This is a genomic window from Veillonella sp. CHU732 (assembly GCF_003992085.1).
GTDB lineage: Bacteria > Bacillota > Negativicutes > Veillonellales > Veillonellaceae > F0422.
The window spans coordinates 165,178-182,181 of sequence record NZ_RQVC01000001.1 but is presented as its reverse complement, the minus strand read 5'-3'; the positions used below and the strand labels follow the sequence as shown (position 1 = coordinate 182,181).

Below are 17,004 nucleotides of genomic sequence, written 5' to 3'. Positions count from 1 at the left end.
AAATTAGGTGAAGAACTTGACATCGTAGGTGAAGGTACAGTAGCAGAAACCGTAGCAACAGCAGCCAACAACATCCGTACTAAGAATGTTGGTGGTAAACTAGAAATTGGATTAGTAAAAGACTTAAAAAATATTACGTCGATTACAAATGCAGCTCCAGTAGATCCAACACAACCTGATGCAGCGAAAGTAGCAAGCACTACATTAACAATCAATGGCGATGCATTAACGGTAGAAAATAAACAAGCTGATGGCAAAACAGCAACAGTGACAATCGGCAAAGATGGTATCGATGCTGGTGGTAAAACAATCACTAATGTGGCAAAACCAACAAATGACAAAGATGCAGCTAATAAAGAATATGTAGATGCTCAAAAATGGGGCTTAAAAATTCAAAATGGTGATGCAGCAGCGGAAGATGTAACAGCGAAAGATAAAGCAATTACATTAAAAGCTAGTGCAGATACAAGTGATGCTGCAGACAAACCTAAAAAAGGTATTGTCATTGCTAAAGATGGTGAAGGTAACATCACACTTGGCTTAGAAAAAGCAGATCGTACTACATTAGACAATGCAGTTAATCTTGGCAACACAGGTTCTGACGGACGTGATGGACAAGCAGGCAAAAATGCAACTGGTGTTATAGCTGGTTCCGCAGGTGCACAAGGTCCAACAGGTAAAGATGGCTTAAACGGTAAAGACTTAACAAATAAAGTCAATGCACTTCGTAACGGCGAAGCTGGTACAGTGGTGTATACAAATGCAGCCGGCGATCGTCTTGTGAAAGCAAACGATGGCAAGTATTACAAAGCTGATGAAGTAGAACCTAATGGAGAGAAAAAACCAGGAGCTACTGCGGTTGATACCAAAGATGTAATTGCCAGCTTAGTATCTCCAGATGGCAACACAACTGGTGCAACTAATAAGTTATCTAACATTGCAGATGGTGCTATTTCCAAAGATTCCAAAGATGCTGTAAACGGTAGCCAATTGTTCAACGAACGTGTGACAAGCCCTGTCATCTTCGTAGATAAAGATGGTAACCAAGTATTCAAAACTGCAGAAGGTAAATTTGTTACTAAAGAAGGTACAGCAGTTGCAGATGCTGATTTAGATAAAGTTCATACTAAAGTCAATGCTGACAAAGCAATGACATTGGATAACGTAGCATCCGCTGTTAATAATTTAACAGGCACTACATACCTAGATAAATTAGCAGAAGGTGCAAAAGCCGATAACAAAGTAGCTAATTCTGCAGTGAATGTAACAGATTTACATAGTACTGCGAATGCTCTTGTAACAAAAGGTCTTGATTTCAAAGGTAACCTAGGAGATGCAATCCATAAAAACTTAGGTGAAACGCTCGAAATCGTAGGCGAAGGCACTGTAGCCGCTGATGCAACAACAGCAGCAAACAACATCCGTACGAAGAAAACTGATGATGGTAAACTAGAAATTGGTTTAGTAAAAGACCTAACAGGTATTACATCCATCACAGGTGGTGATGCTAATAACGATACAAAAATCGAATTAGGCAAAACGGGATTAAAAGTTACGAATACAGTGACTCCAGCTGCTGGTGGTGCACCAGAAACAAAAACAATCACCATCGGCAAAGATGGTATCAATGCAGATGGTACAAAAATTACTAACGTGGCAACACCAACAGATAAGGCAGATGCAGCTAATAAAGAATATGTAGATGCTCAAAAATGGGGCTTAAAAGTTCAAAATGGTACTGATGCTGCAACAGATGTTACACCAGCTAATAAAGTAGTTACTTTCAAAACTGGTACTGGTACAGTAGCACCAACTAACTTGCCAGCAGGTCAAGATAGCCCTACAAAAGACACTGATAATGTAGCACCTAAAAAAGGTATCGTTCTTGAAACAGATAATCAAGGTAATGTGACTATCGGCTTAGAAAAAGCAGATCGTACTACATTAGACCATGCAGCAAACATTGGTAATACAGCTTCTGACGGTCGAGATGGCCAAGCAGGTGCTGGTAAAGATGGTGTAGCCGTAGCTGGTTCTGCAGGTGCACAAGGCCCAACTGGTAAAGATGGCTTAAACGGTAAAGATTTAACATCCAAAGTGAATGCACTTCGTAACGGTGAAGCTGGTACGGTAGTATATACAAATGCAGCCGGCGACCGTGTAGTGAAAGCTAATGATGGCAATTACTACAAAGCTGATGAAGTAAAACCAGATGGCAATGTAAAAACTGAAACTGAAAATGGTGGTAAAGCTCCTGTAGCAGTGTCACCAGAAGCACGTCTAGTAAGCCCAGATGGTACAACAACTGGTGCAGCTAACAAGTTATCCAATATTGCGAATGGAACAATTTCTGAATCTTCCAAAGATGCTGTTAACGGTAGTCAATTGTTCAACGAACGTGTAACAAATCCAACAATCTTCGTAGACAAAGATGGCAACCAAGTATTCAAAACTACAGATGGTAAATTTGTAGATAAAAATGGGGCAGAAGTTCCTGCAGATAAAATTCATACAAAATTGAATGCGGGTGCTCCAATGACATTGGATAATGTGGCATCTGTTGTCGAGAATGCGACTGTTCCTAACGCTGCAGATCCTAACAATGTTACTTTCAAAGAAAAATTGGCGGCGGCTGCAGGTGATGTTGCGACAAAACATTCCGCAGTAAACGTAGAAGATTTACATAAAGCAACTGCAGATACTAGCGATGCTCTTGTCACAAAAGGTCTTAATTTCCAAGGTAACCTAGGCGATGCAATTCATAAAGACTTAGGCGCAAAATTGGACATCGTAGGTGAAGGTACAGTAGCAGCTGATGCAACAACAGCAGCGGACAACATCCGTACTAAAAATGTTGATGGTAAGCTAGAAATTGGTATAGTAAAAGACTTAAAAAATATTACGTCTATTACAAATGCAACAACAGCAGATGGAGATGGTACGAAATTAACTATCGATGGCGATAAGCTATCCGTAGTAAACAAAAAAGGTACTGACAAAACAACAGTGACAATCGGCAAAGATGGTATCAATGCTGGTGGCACGAAGATTACTAACGTAGCCGAAGGTGCGATTAGCAAAGATTCTACAGATGTTGTGATCGGTAAGCAATTACATGTTACTAACGAAAAAGTTTCTAATTTAGAAGAAACTAAGTTAAACAAAACTGACGATGTACATGTAAAAGCTGGCACATACACAGTTGATGATAAAACAGGTACTGTTGCGTTACCTCTTGTGAAAGGCGATGCAGATACGGCTACTAGTAAGAATGTAACAATTTCTGGTATCGTAACGCATGCAGCTCTTTCTAACACAATGGACGCTTACGAATTGCACATCGCTGGGGATAAAGATTCCAAGGCTACGACTACTCTTAAAAAAGGTCTAGCAGTTCGTGGTGCAGAGAACTTCACTCCTGATGCTGCAACGAAAGAAAAGGGTATCAATATCCAAGCTACAGCTACTGAAGGTGGCGTAAATATTAAATTATCTGATACATTAACTAAGATGAAAGGTATTACTTTCACTCCAGCTGAAAACAGTAAAGAGGCAGTAAGCTTAACATCTAATGGTCTTGACAATGGTGGTCATACAATCACAAATGTAGCAGCTGGTCAAAATGATACAGACGTAGTGAATGTGGCACAATTGAAAGGAATTGCAAATGTAGTAGGTGATGTGAATAACCGTCTTAACAGATCGAGTGCACAATCTGCGGCGTTGGCTGGGTTACAAACATTGCAATATGATCCGTTGGAACCAACACAAATCTCTGCAGGTGTAGGTTATTATAAAGGATCTACTGCTTTAGCGCTTGGCGTGGGTCATTATAAAAATGAATCTACTTTGTTCCATGTAGGTGCTTCCGTTAATGGACATGGTGATGAAGTGATGGCGAATGCAAGTGTCACATGGAAATTTGGTTCGCGAGCAACAGAAAGTGCTGTGAAAGATACATACCGCCAAGGTCCTATCAGTGCATCTTATACATTACAAGACAAAGTCTCAGCTTTAGAAGCTCAAAACCAAATACAAAGCGAAAAAATTAATGCTCAAAATCAAGTGATAGAAGATTTGAAGGCGCAATTAGCAGAAGTGCTTCAATACATTAAAAAATAATAGGTTCTGGTCTATTAATTTTAGTGTAACAGCATAGCTATTAGTCAAAAAGGGGCTGTAACAAAATGTACATTTTACATTTTCGTTACCGCCCTTTTTGCAAGCAGAAACTACGAAGGTTTTTGAGACAGTAATATCTACTATACAGATGCTCCTTTTATAGTGTAAGTGAAGTGTATGTTGTTGTTATGGGTACACTTATAATATGCAATTCGTGTAAAAATCGGGGGGGAGTGTATAAGAAAAAAATTTGCCTAAAATGATTGAAACTGCTTGATACTAATGATATTATGTATATGTATTCTTATCATTATTTCAGCAATCACAGGAAAAAAGTGTTCAAGCCTTCTATATAAGGTTTAGGTTGGACTGCATGGTTATGTGTGTATATGTATATGGGGTGTATTATGAAACGATATGACGTATTGCTATCTTGTATTACTCTTTCATTATTGACAAATGTGTGGACTGTATCCGCAGAGGTGATAACAAGAGACAAGTATACTGTGGTGTATTCAAATCCTGGAAAGGAAACGTCTTATACGTACGATGCAACTAAGGAAGATAAGCCGTTGAATTTTTTAGCAATTTCTGCATTGGGTGGCACTAATAATATCACGATTAAAGGTAAATTAGAAGATTCCAATGGACCATCTAGTACGTTCAATACCAATACATCAGTTGTGGGACTACGTGAAGGGGACTATCGTTTTTCACTTAATTCTAAGAAAGCTTATGAGCCATCATCAAGTATCTTGATATCTGATGGCGGTGTTGCTGGAGAGAATAATATTGTATTTGAGGATGTTACCGTTGACAATCATATCATGTCATCTGGGATTCAAACAGTGGATCAAATCAGTGTGAATAGTACCGGAAAGCAGGGCCTTGCGGCTGCGTCGATTACATTTAAAGGGGTGAATACCATCAACACCTTATTAGATGATCCAAAGCTAGATAATTATGCTAGAAAACAGTCAAATGGTATTCAATTATTTAATAATGGCACAACTGTAGGAAACTATCATATACATTCAGAAGTAGGATCTACATTGAATGTGAATGTTACGTCAGCTTCTAGTCATGCTCGTGGTATATTTGTGAATCATTATAATAATACGGTTAGATCAACGGCTGTAAAAAAAGAAACCCCCACTGTGACGGTGATGGAGTTTGATGGTGATGTGAATGTAAAAATAGATAGACATGGTCAAGAAGAGGCAGAAAATTATGGGATTGGTCTCACTTCCAGGGCGAGTAAAAGAGATCGGGATACAATTCCCGATGATTCTAAATTAGAAGCTATATTTAGAGGAAATCTCACTGTAGATGTAACACCTGTATATGATGCGCAGGGTAATCCTAAAAGCATTGGAGACGCTATTAGTGTGGACGGAAAAAATAGCAAAGTTGATATTGTAGGTGGACCCGATAAAGTGATTCAAATCAGAGGGGATATACATGCCTATAATAGTGGTATCGTTAATTTAAATTTAGGTAATAAAGACTCTTATTTTGAAGGCGAGGCTCATATAGGTAAAGAAAAGTTTACATCGAAGCAGAATCTATTTGATGAAACTGTCGATGCTGATGATAATGTCATCCTACGGGCACAGGATATTGAAAAATTTGAGAAACAGATTGAGGGCTGGAAAAAAACACTAGAGAAACCTACCCTATCTGCTAAAGTAAGAGAAAATCTTATGAAAAAGATTGCAGAGGCAGAAGCTTCTATCGAGAAAAGCAAATTGTATTTTGATGAGCATGGCATCATAAAAAATGATGTTATTGATAACACAAATAATGCGATTAATCTTACTATGAGCAATGGCGCTCACTGGAAAGTCACGAATGATTCCATGGTGAAAGATTTGGATTTAACCAAAGGTGCCATTGTAGAATTTGGAGGACCTAAAAAGTATGTCAATGTATCTGTAAAACATTTAATAGGGGATGCAGGCACACTGAAAATGAACGGGAATATTGTCAGTGGTGATTCTGATAGATTGGTGACTCGAAAAGGCAGTGATGGAGTCTATAATATTGTCTATAAAGATGATGGAACAGCTAAAACGAAGGGCCGTGAGCACTTAAAACTTGTAGAAAACTTAGGAGATTTGACTGACAATAAGGCCAAGTATAAATTACTGTATGGTACTACAGATCAAGGCGCCTATGAGTTCACTGTATCTAATTCTGAAACTTCAAAGATAGCCCAAATTGAACCAGATGGAAAGAATGATTTTTACTTAAATCCTACTGGTCGATTGAGTTCTGGAGCTCAGGCTGTTGAAGTACTACATAATATGATATACCAAAGTAATTTGGCTACCATGGGTACACTAGTACAACGATTAGGGGAAACACACCTAGATAAAAAGGTGCGCAACTCTAATGACATTTGGGTAAAGTTAATTGGTGGTAAATATAGTAGCGATGGAGATGTAAAGGTAGGTACATATAGCAATAACTATTATGGCATACAAGGTGGGTTTGATTGGCAAAGAAAGCATGGAGCATGGATTGCCTATCATGGACTTGATGTAGGTATGTTACAGGCCCGTGGCACATTAGATGAATTCAGCGGCTCTATTAAGCTCACACAAGCTGCAATAGGTGGGTATTCCGCTTGGGTGCATCCAAAAACAAATATGTATGTTGATATTGTGGGACATATCGCTAATTACCGTGGTGGGTTCGACATGATAAACCGTTCTCATACAGATGTATCTTCTGATACTATGCACACTGTATCATATCTCGGATCAGTTGAACTAGGTAGACGCTTCTATTTCAAGAAAAATGATACACGCAAGTATTATATAGAACCAGAAGCACAATTGACGTATCAAAGTATTGGTAGTTATCCTATGCACATGAAACATGGATTAACATCAGTGACAGATGATTTTAAAGGTTTAGTTCTGCGTATCGGTGCCAGAATTGGTATAGACAATATCACACCAGGACATATTAATCCATATATTAAGATTATGCATGAACGAGAATTATGGGGAGATACAACGCATACTTTTAATGAAGTGGCTGTGGAAAAACCATCGAAACAAGATAGTTGGTTTACTTATGGATTTGGTGCATCCTATATAAGTAAAGATGAAACTAAACAATTTTATTTTGAAGCACAAGGGTCAACGAAACATAAGGTAAAACAAAATTGGCAAATTAATGCAGGATTTAGACATCGATTCTAATCGTAATACCTCACTATTGGGTATCCAGTAGTGAGGTATTTGCATTATATGATATAATAGAACAATAGCCGATGAACTAGGTTCATTCGATGAGTGAGGTACAAATGAAAGTTATCATTTCAACGTTGAATTCAAAATATATACATTCTTCTTTGGCGTTGCGCTATTTGCAGGCTTATGGAAGAATGAAAGACGAGGCATATGAGATAGTGGAGTACACTATTAATATGCCTATTTTAGATATTTTAAATAATGTGACTACCTTAGATGCAGATGTAATAGGGTTTGCTTGTTATATCTGGAATATCGATATGACATTGAATCTTTGTTCTATGATTAAAGCGGTTCGTCCTAACGCGAAAATTATATTAGGTGGTCCAGAGGTGAGTTATACGGCGAGGGAATTATTAGAAGACCACCCGTATATTGACTATATTGTCCAAGGGGAAGCTGAGGAGGCTTTTACTTCCTTTGTGAAAGCAATTTGTACAGGGCAATCTCCTGTTAATCCCGTCATACCTGGCATCTTAGGTAGAGAACAAGGTATTATTCAAGGGTCGGAAGAGGCTGTAGAGGTGAAAGACCTAAGCACTATACCATTCCCGTACACAGAGGAAGATATGCTGACCTTAGGAAATAAAATTGTCTATTACGAATCTTCACGAGGTTGTCCGTTTTGTTGCCAGTATTGTTTATCTGGTAATCGCAACACCGTTCGATTCTTTCCTCGAGAACGGGTATTACAAGAGTTGGCTTGGTTTGTGAGTCACAATGTAAAACAAGTGAAGTTTGTGGATCGGACTTTCAACTGTGCGCCTCATCATCATATTCCATTGATGGAGTGGATGCGTGACCATGGGGGACAGACGAACTTTCACTTGGAAATGGAATCCATTTTAATGACTGAAAAAGAAGTAGATATTCTAAGTTCTACTAGTCATGGTCAAATACAGATTGAGGTAGGCGTTCAAAGTACGCATGATAAGACATTGGAGGCGATCCATCGGCGCAATGATTGGGGCCGCATTCAGTCCGTCATTCCTCCGATTATCAAAGCAGGGCGCACCCATGTGCATATGGATTTAATTGTAGGGTTGCCCTATGAAAGTAAAGCTATTTTTGAGAAATCTTTTAATGATTTGTTCAGTTTGCAACCCCATGCGTTGCAGATTGGCTTTTTAAAGTTATTAAAAGGAGCTGGCGTGCGTTCCATGGCGGAGTACGAGTACATTGCGAATCCGAAAGCACCTTATGAAGTGTTACAAACCCATGTATTGCCTTATGATGATGTGCGCATGCTGAAATATTTTGAAGATGTGTTTGAACGGTTCTATAATAGTGAACGGTATCGCACAGTTTTTGGGTACATTAGTGAAAGCTTAATCCAAGAAGGATCGGCCTTTGCCTACTTTGAAGAGATGACTAAGCTATGGTTAGACAAAGGGAATCAAGATCGTAAATTAAATGATGCTGATCAAATTGTTTTTCTTTATGAGTTCTTTACTTTGAAAGAGGACCGAGTAGCCTGTGATTTACTGCGCTATGATGTATTGACTTCTTTCAATGGTAAAATACGGGATGAACGATTTGGTCTATCTAAAGATAGAAAGCAAGAAATGCAAGATGCCGAGATATTCTGGCGTGAGGAAGACTTAGTTCGACAATACATTCCTAACTACTCCTTTGTGGAGTGGCGGAGAATCCGACAAGATTATCATACGATTGAGGTCTGTGGAGAGTCATTGCCATACTTAGGGATTCAACAGTGTATCGATTCTACAACTCCTGCAATATCATTGTGTGATGAGGAACTTTCTGATTTCTATCTATGTTCTGCAGGAAATACCAGAGAATGTCATAATCAAGAAATACTTGTTGGTGCGAGTTGCCAAGGGGTGAATGACAGTAATATCCATGTATTGAGTGGTACTATTCCTAGCCAAGATAAAAAATATACTATTATCATTGACGTAAAAGGTGAGACGAAACCTTTTATACGCCCTCAACAATGTGGGAAGATCCATCTAGGTGATTTGGCACATACTACTAGTGTAACTATCAGCGAGGAGGTGTGATATGAGTGATACCACAAAGCCAAAGCGGTATCGTATGATATCTGCTTTTTACAAAGAGCGATATGGGGAAAAGGCCTATAAAATTCCAGTGGCATTACCGTTGACATGCCCTAATCGCGATGGATCAGCAGGTGTAGGTGGATGTACCTTCTGTGGTGAAATTGGAGCAGGCTATGAAAATCGACCAGCCTCTATGACGGTGAAACAGCAAATTCATGAAACAGTGGTGCATATTGCTAAAAAATATAAAGCCTATAAATATATACCGTATTTTCAGAATTTTAGTAACACTTATTTGCCACCAAAGAAGTTTCGCCAGTATGTGGAAGAAGCTTGCTTAGAACATGTGGTAGGCATTGCCATTGCCACCCGACCTGACTGTGTACATGATGCCTATTTAGATATTTTAACAGATATACAAAACAAATATGGCATTGATATCTATGTAGAATTAGGCTTACAATCGGTGAACTATCATACATTACAAAAGGTAAACCGAGGACATACGATGGCGGAGTTTATCGATGCAGTATTACGTATCAAGCGCTATGGATTTGAAGTGTGTACTCATATGATACTCAACCTTCCTTGGGATACGATGGACGATGTTATTGAAGGAGCTAAGACTTTATCTGCATTACAGGTAGACCAAGTGAAGCTTCATGCATTATACTTAGTAAAGAATACGAAAATGGCACGTGATTATGAGGCTGGTGAATTTACCTTAATCAGTGCAGAAGAATACGCTCGACGAGTGGTAGAATTTTTACGTTACCTAGATCCTAAGATTGTCTTACAACGACTAGTAGGACGTGCGCCAGAGGAAAATACAATCTTCACGAATTGGTCTATGGGCTGGTGGCGCGTACAAGATTTGATTGATCAAATTATGGAAGACGAAGATATTTCTCAAGGCAGCGGCTATGATTATTTACATGGCGCTGCGGTTCAAAAATTTCTGTGAAAGGGAGCATATGGCTAATCAGAGATTTACCATACCTACTTATGACATGGTAGGACCTATCGTGGGACCTCAAGGATCTCATATGAAAGTATTAGAAGAACTAGTAACAGTAGATATATTACATCGAGATACTATTGTGGATATAACAGGTTCAGAGGAATCTGTACAAGTAGCAATGGAAGTGTTAGATGTACTGCTATACTTGTTTAAAAATCATATTAAAATCACCGATCATCATGTGCGAACAGCTACTGCGATGATCTTGAAAGGCGAAAAAGAATCACTTTTTCAGTTATATGAAGATACTATTAATGTGACTGTCAAGGGGAATCCTATCATTCCAAAAACAATGGGGCAAAAACAATATGTAGACAGTATCCGTCGCAATACCATCACTTTTGGTATCGGTCCTGCGGGAACAGGAAAAACCTATTTAGCTGTTGTACTGGCAGCATTTTACTTAAAAAATCGTGAAGTGGATCGTATTATTTTGACGAGACCTGCCGTAGAGGCAGGGGAAAAGCTTGGGTATTTGCCAGGTGATTTACAAGAAAAAGTAGACCCTTATTTACGTCCTCTCTATGATGCTTTACATGATATGTTCGGTGTAGAACGAGTGCAGAAGATGCTCTTACAAGGGACTATCGAGGTAGCACCATTGGCTTACATGCGTGGTCGCACCTTGGAACGTTCTTTTGTCATCCTTGATGAAGGGCAGAATACAACGCCAGAACAGATGAAAATGTTTTTAACTCGCTTAGGGTATCAATCGAAAATGGTGGTCAATGGAGACCCTACGCAAATCGACTTGCCACCGAAAATAACATCTGGTTTGATTGAAGCAGAGCAAGTGTTACAACGCATCAAAGGGATTCGGTGTATTTATTTTTCGGACCAAGATGTGGTGCGTCATGATTTGGTAGGTCGTATTGTAAAAGCCTATGAAGAATATCAACTTTCAGAGAAAGGGAAACAAGAATGATTGTAAGTATTTCCTATGATGAGGGAATTGAACAGAATAGCACTTACGAGGAAGTCATTCAACGGTGCTGTAATGAAGTGGCTCGTGTGTATGGATTGCACGAGGAAGATGAATATAGTGTGCTCCTCTGTAACAACGGAAAAATTCAGGAATTAAATCGTGAATACCGTGGTAAAGATATGCCTACAGATGTATTATCGTTTGCCCTCAATGAAGGAGATGAAGCTTCTATCGAGGAAGAAGGACAGTTATTAGGGGATATTGTCATTTCCCTTGAGCGAGCAGCAGAGCAAGCGAAAGAGTATAATCATGATTTTATTCGTGAACTTGCCTATTTAACTGTTCATAGCTGTTTACACATTTTAGGTTATGACCATATGATAGATGAAGATAAAAAAGAAATGCGCACAGAAGAAGAGTTTGTACTTGGTAATTTAGGTTATGTACGAGAGGATATGCCATATAATGAATAGTGGAAAAGGATTTAAATCAGGCTTTGTAGCCGTTGTAGGACGACCAAATGTAGGAAAGTCTACATTAATTAATGCATTGATTGATGATAAAATTGTCATTGTATCTGATAAAGCGCAAACGACACGAAACCGTATTGTTTGTGTCTATACAGATGAAAAGAAACAAATCGTGTTCATGGATACACCGGGGATTCATAAGCCAAAACATAAATTAGGTGAATTCATGGTAGACCAAGCGGTAGATTCATTGCGTGAAGTAGAAGCTGTATTATTTGTGGTAGCAGCGAATGAAAAACGTGGTCCTGGGGATAACTTTGTCATTGAACAATTACGTAAGGTGAACGTACCAGTGTTCCTCATTGTGAACAAAATCGATACGATGGAAAAACAAGACTTGTTAGAGGCCATTGTATCCTATGAAAATAGCTATCCTTTTGAGGCGGTAGTACCGATTTCTGCGAAAGAAAAAGACAATATTGAGGAAGTGGTCAATTTGTTAGAAAAACATTTGCCAGAAGGTCCAAAATACTTCCCTGATGATATGATTACAGATCAGCCGGAGCGTTTGATTATCTCTGATATTGTGCGTGAAAAAATCCTATTGCAGACCCATGATGAAATTCCCCATGCTATTGCTGTAGACGTGGATGAAATGAAAACGCGGGACGATGGCACGACCTATGTACGCGCTACTATCTATGTAGAGCGAGATTCTCAAAAAGGTATTATCATCGGTAAACAAGGTGCGATGTTGAAAACTATTGGCCGCCAAGCTCGTGGTGATGTAGAGCGTTTATTGGCTACAAAAGTATTCCTAGATTTATGGGTAAAAGTGAAAAAAGATTGGCGCAATAAATCTGGTATGTTATCTGAATTGGGATACCGTAATTAGTACGTATGAAAAATCACATACCTTGAGATAGAGTATGGCATTGTTAAAATAGTGTATATAGAAAGGACTGATTTATATCGATACCCCCGTCACGGGTGGCATGATTCTATTTGCCATCTTTTGTATTTTAATCATTAGTTTGTTTGTTATAAGTAAATTCTCCTTTGCTCGTTTACGAGAAGAACATCTAGAAGATATGGATTCATTGAGCGAGAGCAAAAAAGAAGAATTACGTGAATTATACCAACGACCTGAACGGTTTATGAATACATCCACTTTCTTTATTCTCTTCTTTATAGTCGTTTTAGCAGTCTATGTAGGACGCTATTTAGAAGATGGTGCTGATACTCTGCTACAGTGGTTCGGTGTCTATGATTCTATGTATGCCATTGTAGTGGAATGGATTGTGCTAGCTTTATTTGCTGTGGTAATACTTATTTTCGGAGAAATTATCCCAAAAGGATTAGCATTATCCTTTCCTGAAAGATATGTGGGGACTACCGTGACCATCGTTCGGTTAGCTGGAAACATTGCAATTCCTTTTGTATATCTTGCGGAACAAATTGGTAATACGGTACTGAAAGCTTTCAAAGCTCCCTATCGTACAGAAATCGATCTAGTGCATACAGAAGAAGAAATCCGTGCCTTGGTAAGCCGTAGTCATCAACAAGGTGAAATTGACCATGTGGAAGGTGAGCTTATCGATAATGTATTCGATTTTGTGGATCGCATTGCGAAGGAAGTTATGATTCCTCGACAAGATGTGGTGTGCGTATATACCCAAGATAGTTTTGAAGAGACCATGCATATTGTATCGTCTACAAGCCACACGAGATATCCTTTGTGCCTAGAAGATAAAGATCATATTATTGGTCTTGTCCATATTAAGGATCTTATGGAACGCCGTGAAGAGGCGAGTAAGGATTTACGCTCCATACGTCGTAATATTCTTGTCATTCCAGAAGTGATGAAATTATCGGTTCTATTACAGCACATGCGGACACGTCGTATTTATCAAGCTGTTGTGGTGGATGAATACGGTGGTATGGTGGGCTTAGTTGGCTTAGAAGATATCCTAGAAGAACTGGTGGGTGATATTCAAGACGAACACGAACGAGATTTACCAGCCATTGTAGAAAATCCAAATGGAACTTATAATTTTGCTGGGAAAGTTCTGGTAGACGAAGTGGAAGATGTGTTAGATATTTCCTTTGGTGATGTGGACGAAGATACTATTGGTGGTGTTATTTTCGGTATGTTAGAGCGAACACCTGCCATTGGTGACGTCATCACTGTAGATGGATATACTTTCACAGTCACAGAAATGCAAGGATATCGAATAGAACGTGTATATGCCGTGCCAGTGCCTATTGAAGAAAACATAGATGACGAATCAAATTAATAGATACTGTATGTAATACTCATAGGAATTTTAGGTTTGTAGGGTATGTATATGTTGAAGAAAATCAAGAGTATATACAAGGATGATACATGTATTGCTGAATTAGTAGTAATATACTGTTAAGTATGAGGAATTGTAGATGAAAGCAAATACGTTTACTAGTGAAGCCATCGTACTGTGGCGTAAAAAACGAAAATACTATAGTATCTATGCATTTCTCACGAAGTTAGAAGGCATTATACTTTGTTCTGTTCCTCATAAACGTAAAGCTAACTATAAAGAAGGAGCGTATTTGCAACCTTTAAGCCGTTTATATTTGACAGTAGCTCCTAACGGAGACATGTACGATATTATCCAGATAGATGGGATTTCTACACGTGATTATGAAAGTTTAGAAGATATTTCCTATGCTACCTTTAGCGGTGAACTAGTAAGTGCTTTGTTTGAAAAAGGTAAATTAGACCGCAGTGTATATACAAATATGAGCCGATTTTTACAATCTATACAGGATAAACCCATTCGCTTAGGCTCTATTGTATTAGGTTGGCATATGTTAAGTCTAGCGGGATTTGTGCCACAAGGGCAACATTGTGAAGGCCCTGAGGTAATGGCAATTCTTTGTGATGAAATCTATGAAGCCTGTCAGTATGTAGTGAAACAAGAGTTACAACAAGGTATAACAATGCTTTTGAACTATGATTGGATTCCTACAAAGCCTTTACGTCTTACTGCGAATCAATGGGATCAATTAGAAATTCTATTACGGAAACTTTTGACATATCAACTAGGATATACATTGCATAGCATTGAGTTTTTAGAGACGATGATATAATTAATAAAAACGCGGTCATGTGACCGCGTTTTGTTATTATAAGATACTAAAATAGTTCTATGATAAAATGTAGTTTCTAAAAGTAATGTATAATAAAGTATTAAATATTTAATAAATCGGTATGGGTACCAGTATCTACTAATGTAAGAGTTAAGATATCATCTTCTAACATATAGATTAGTAGCCAATCTGGTTGAATATGACATTCTCTAAACCCTTTGAACTTACCTTTGAGGGCGTGATCATGATATTTTTCTGGAAGTGTATCTCCATTTGCAAGCATGTACACCACTGAATCTAAGAGGGAAAGATTTAGACCTCTTTTTTTCATAAGTTTATAACTTTTCTTGTATGCAGTAGTAAACTTAATTGTAAACATATTATGCCTCTAATGCTTCTTTTAGATCTTCCATGGTAGTATAACCAACTACGTTAGGATTTTTAGATATATGTCGGGCTTCATTCATGGCATCTAGAACTTTAGTGGAATAGTTTGGTACTTCTATTGAAAATGGAATTCCACCTCGTAGTATACATTGGTTTAAAAACATATTTACGGCACTAGACATATCTAAACCGAGTAATCCAAAAAGTTCAGTAGCTTCTTTTTTTACATGTTCGTCGATACGTATTTGTGTAGGAATTGTAGCCATAGTCTTACCTCCTTTTTCTTATTTTACTACATTCAGTTTACAATGTAAATTAAATGTAATTATAAAATAATAAGGGGAATATTAACTTTTGCTCAATTTGCTAATGATATAGGCCGTTGCAATGGTTGCTAATGCTGTTCCTACGATAGTAGATAGGCTAGCCCCTAAGAATGGGTTGCTGTCAAGGAATTGATGGTACATATAAGTACCAGATGCCCAACAAATGATATACAAGCTAGGTCCATGGTCAAGGTGTGGACAATGACGTAATAAGAAATAGTGAGTTAATAAAATAGCAATCATTGGGGCAAATACGGATCCAATCATATATAAGAAAGGGATGATATTATCCATTGGATAGATGGATGCACCGATAGTGCCAATGATCGTAACAATAATACCGATGGTACGACCAGAATATTTAGTCTGCAAGCTTTCAGAGGAAATACCAGCAGATAGGGCATCCATAAAAGTAGTTGTGACAGTAGAGAATACGATGATAATTAATCCACCAAATCCTAAGCCAGCATGAAGTAGAACCTTTGCAATGTTGCTTTCATTTGTATAGAGGGCCGCAGCGAGGCCTAATACATACATGACAGAACTAGTTACGCCGTATACGATGGCACTAGATGCAGTACCTGCCACAGGATTCTTGGATAATCGAGTATAATCACTAATCAATGGTAGCCAAGACAATGGCATAGCAATGGATAATTCCAAGGCCGCTGTGAAAGTCATTTCATTAGTGATGATGCCTTGGCTGTGAATGGAACTTTCTTGTAACAAGCTAATTAGCAAATAGATGCACAGAATACCTAAGCCGTAGCCCATGATGCTGTTGATGTACCCCATATTACGGATACCGATGAATAGCCATACAATGATGAGAGCACCGATAATGATAGTCCACGCAGTGAATGGTAGATCCCACAATTCTGCGGCACCAAGAGCACCGTCATAGATCATAATACCGGTCCAGCCGATGAGTTGTAGAACGTTTAAAATGGAAAATAATTTCATGCCTCCATTGCCAAAGACAGTGGATACAGTTTGCATAGAACTCATGTGTTCACGAGCGCCGATGAGTCCTGCACCAAATAATAACAAACAGCCGATGACGTGACCGATGATGATGGCTAATAGGCCATCGGAAAATCCTAGGGGCGCAAAATAGGTGCCCGTCATAATTTCAGCAATGGAAAGAGCGGCACCGAACCAAATGAGGGACAACCGCGATGATGAAAGTTTTGAATCACTCATGAATACTCCTAACTATGCCAGTAGGAACAAAAAAGACTAATCTGAAACGATTAGCCTGTAGATGATAGATATTCTTAAGAGACCTAGTATTGCAAACAGGAACCATATGGTAATGTGTCCTTATGTGTTTGTAT

At 38.5% G+C, this 17,004-nt stretch carries 12 protein-coding genes; 9 read left to right on the top strand and 3 right to left on the bottom strand.

Going from position 1 to position 17,004, the window contains the following annotated elements:
• From EO121_RS00845 to EO121_RS00805, 9 genes are all read left to right on the top strand, one after another.
• The coding region (locus EO121_RS00845; RefSeq protein WP_164725815.1) for a YadA-like family protein at window positions 1-4,122 on the top strand (4,122 nt) is incomplete at its 5' end.
• 407 nt (window positions 4,123-4,529) lie between these two features.
• A complete protein-coding gene (locus tag EO121_RS00840; RefSeq protein ID WP_164725814.1) occupies window positions 4,530-7,334 on the top strand; it encodes an autotransporter outer membrane beta-barrel domain-containing protein in 2,805 nt (934 codons plus the stop codon).
• Window positions 7,335-7,438: 104 nt separating this feature from the next.
• A complete protein-coding gene (locus EO121_RS00835) occupies window positions 7,439-9,409 on the top strand; it encodes a DUF4080 domain-containing protein (protein ID WP_370447187.1) in 1,971 nt (656 codons plus the stop codon).
• A gap of 1 nt (window position 9,410) precedes the next feature.
• A complete protein-coding gene (locus tag EO121_RS00830) occupies window positions 9,411-10,373 on the top strand; it encodes a TIGR01212 family radical SAM protein (protein WP_127165354.1) in 963 nt (320 codons plus the stop codon).
• 10 nt (window positions 10,374-10,383) lie between these two features.
• Entirely contained in the window at window positions 10,384-11,355 is a 972-nt protein-coding gene (locus tag EO121_RS00825) for a PhoH family protein (protein ID WP_127165352.1), read from the top strand.
• Window positions 11,352-11,828, top strand: coding sequence for an rRNA maturation RNase YbeY (gene ybeY, locus EO121_RS00820; protein WP_126940254.1), 477 nt, complete (start codon window positions 11,352-11,354; stop codon window positions 11,826-11,828). The genes EO121_RS00825 and ybeY overlap by 4 nt, the downstream gene beginning before the upstream one ends.
• Window positions 11,821-12,720: a GTPase Era gene (gene era / locus EO121_RS00815; protein WP_126937301.1), complete on the top strand. Its 900-nt coding sequence runs from the start codon at window positions 11,821-11,823 to the stop codon at window positions 12,718-12,720. The genes ybeY and era overlap by 8 nt, the downstream gene beginning before the upstream one ends.
• A gap of 100 nt (window positions 12,721-12,820) precedes the next feature.
• A complete protein-coding gene (locus EO121_RS00810; protein WP_127165350.1) occupies window positions 12,821-14,122 on the top strand; it encodes a hemolysin family protein in 1,302 nt (433 codons plus the stop codon).
• A 139-nt stretch (window positions 14,123-14,261) separates the two neighbouring features.
• The gene (locus EO121_RS00805) at window positions 14,262-14,954 is read left to right on the top strand and encodes a DNA repair protein RecO (RefSeq protein ID WP_127165348.1); all 693 of its coding nucleotides are present in this window, start codon (window positions 14,262-14,264) and stop codon (window positions 14,952-14,954) included.
• Window positions 14,955-15,054: 100 nt separating this feature from the next.
• Here EO121_RS00805 and EO121_RS00800 read toward each other — a convergent pair whose 3' ends face one another.
• The 3 genes from EO121_RS00800 to cytX form a co-directional block, all read right to left on the bottom strand.
• Window positions 15,055-15,333, bottom strand: coding sequence for a type II toxin-antitoxin system YafQ family toxin (locus tag EO121_RS00800; RefSeq protein ID WP_126937299.1), 279 nt, complete (start codon window positions 15,331-15,333; stop codon window positions 15,055-15,057).
• A 1-nt stretch (window position 15,334) separates the two neighbouring features.
• Entirely contained in the window at window positions 15,335-15,607 is a 273-nt protein-coding gene (locus tag EO121_RS00795) for a type II toxin-antitoxin system RelB/DinJ family antitoxin (protein WP_127160185.1), read from the bottom strand.
• A gap of 81 nt (window positions 15,608-15,688) precedes the next feature.
• Window positions 15,689-16,870 carry a putative hydroxymethylpyrimidine transporter CytX gene (gene cytX / locus EO121_RS00790; protein ID WP_127165346.1) on the bottom strand — a complete coding sequence of 394 codons (1,182 nt, stop codon included), beginning with the start codon at window positions 16,868-16,870 and terminating at the stop codon, window positions 15,689-15,691.
• Window positions 16,871-17,004: the final 134 nt, after the last annotated feature.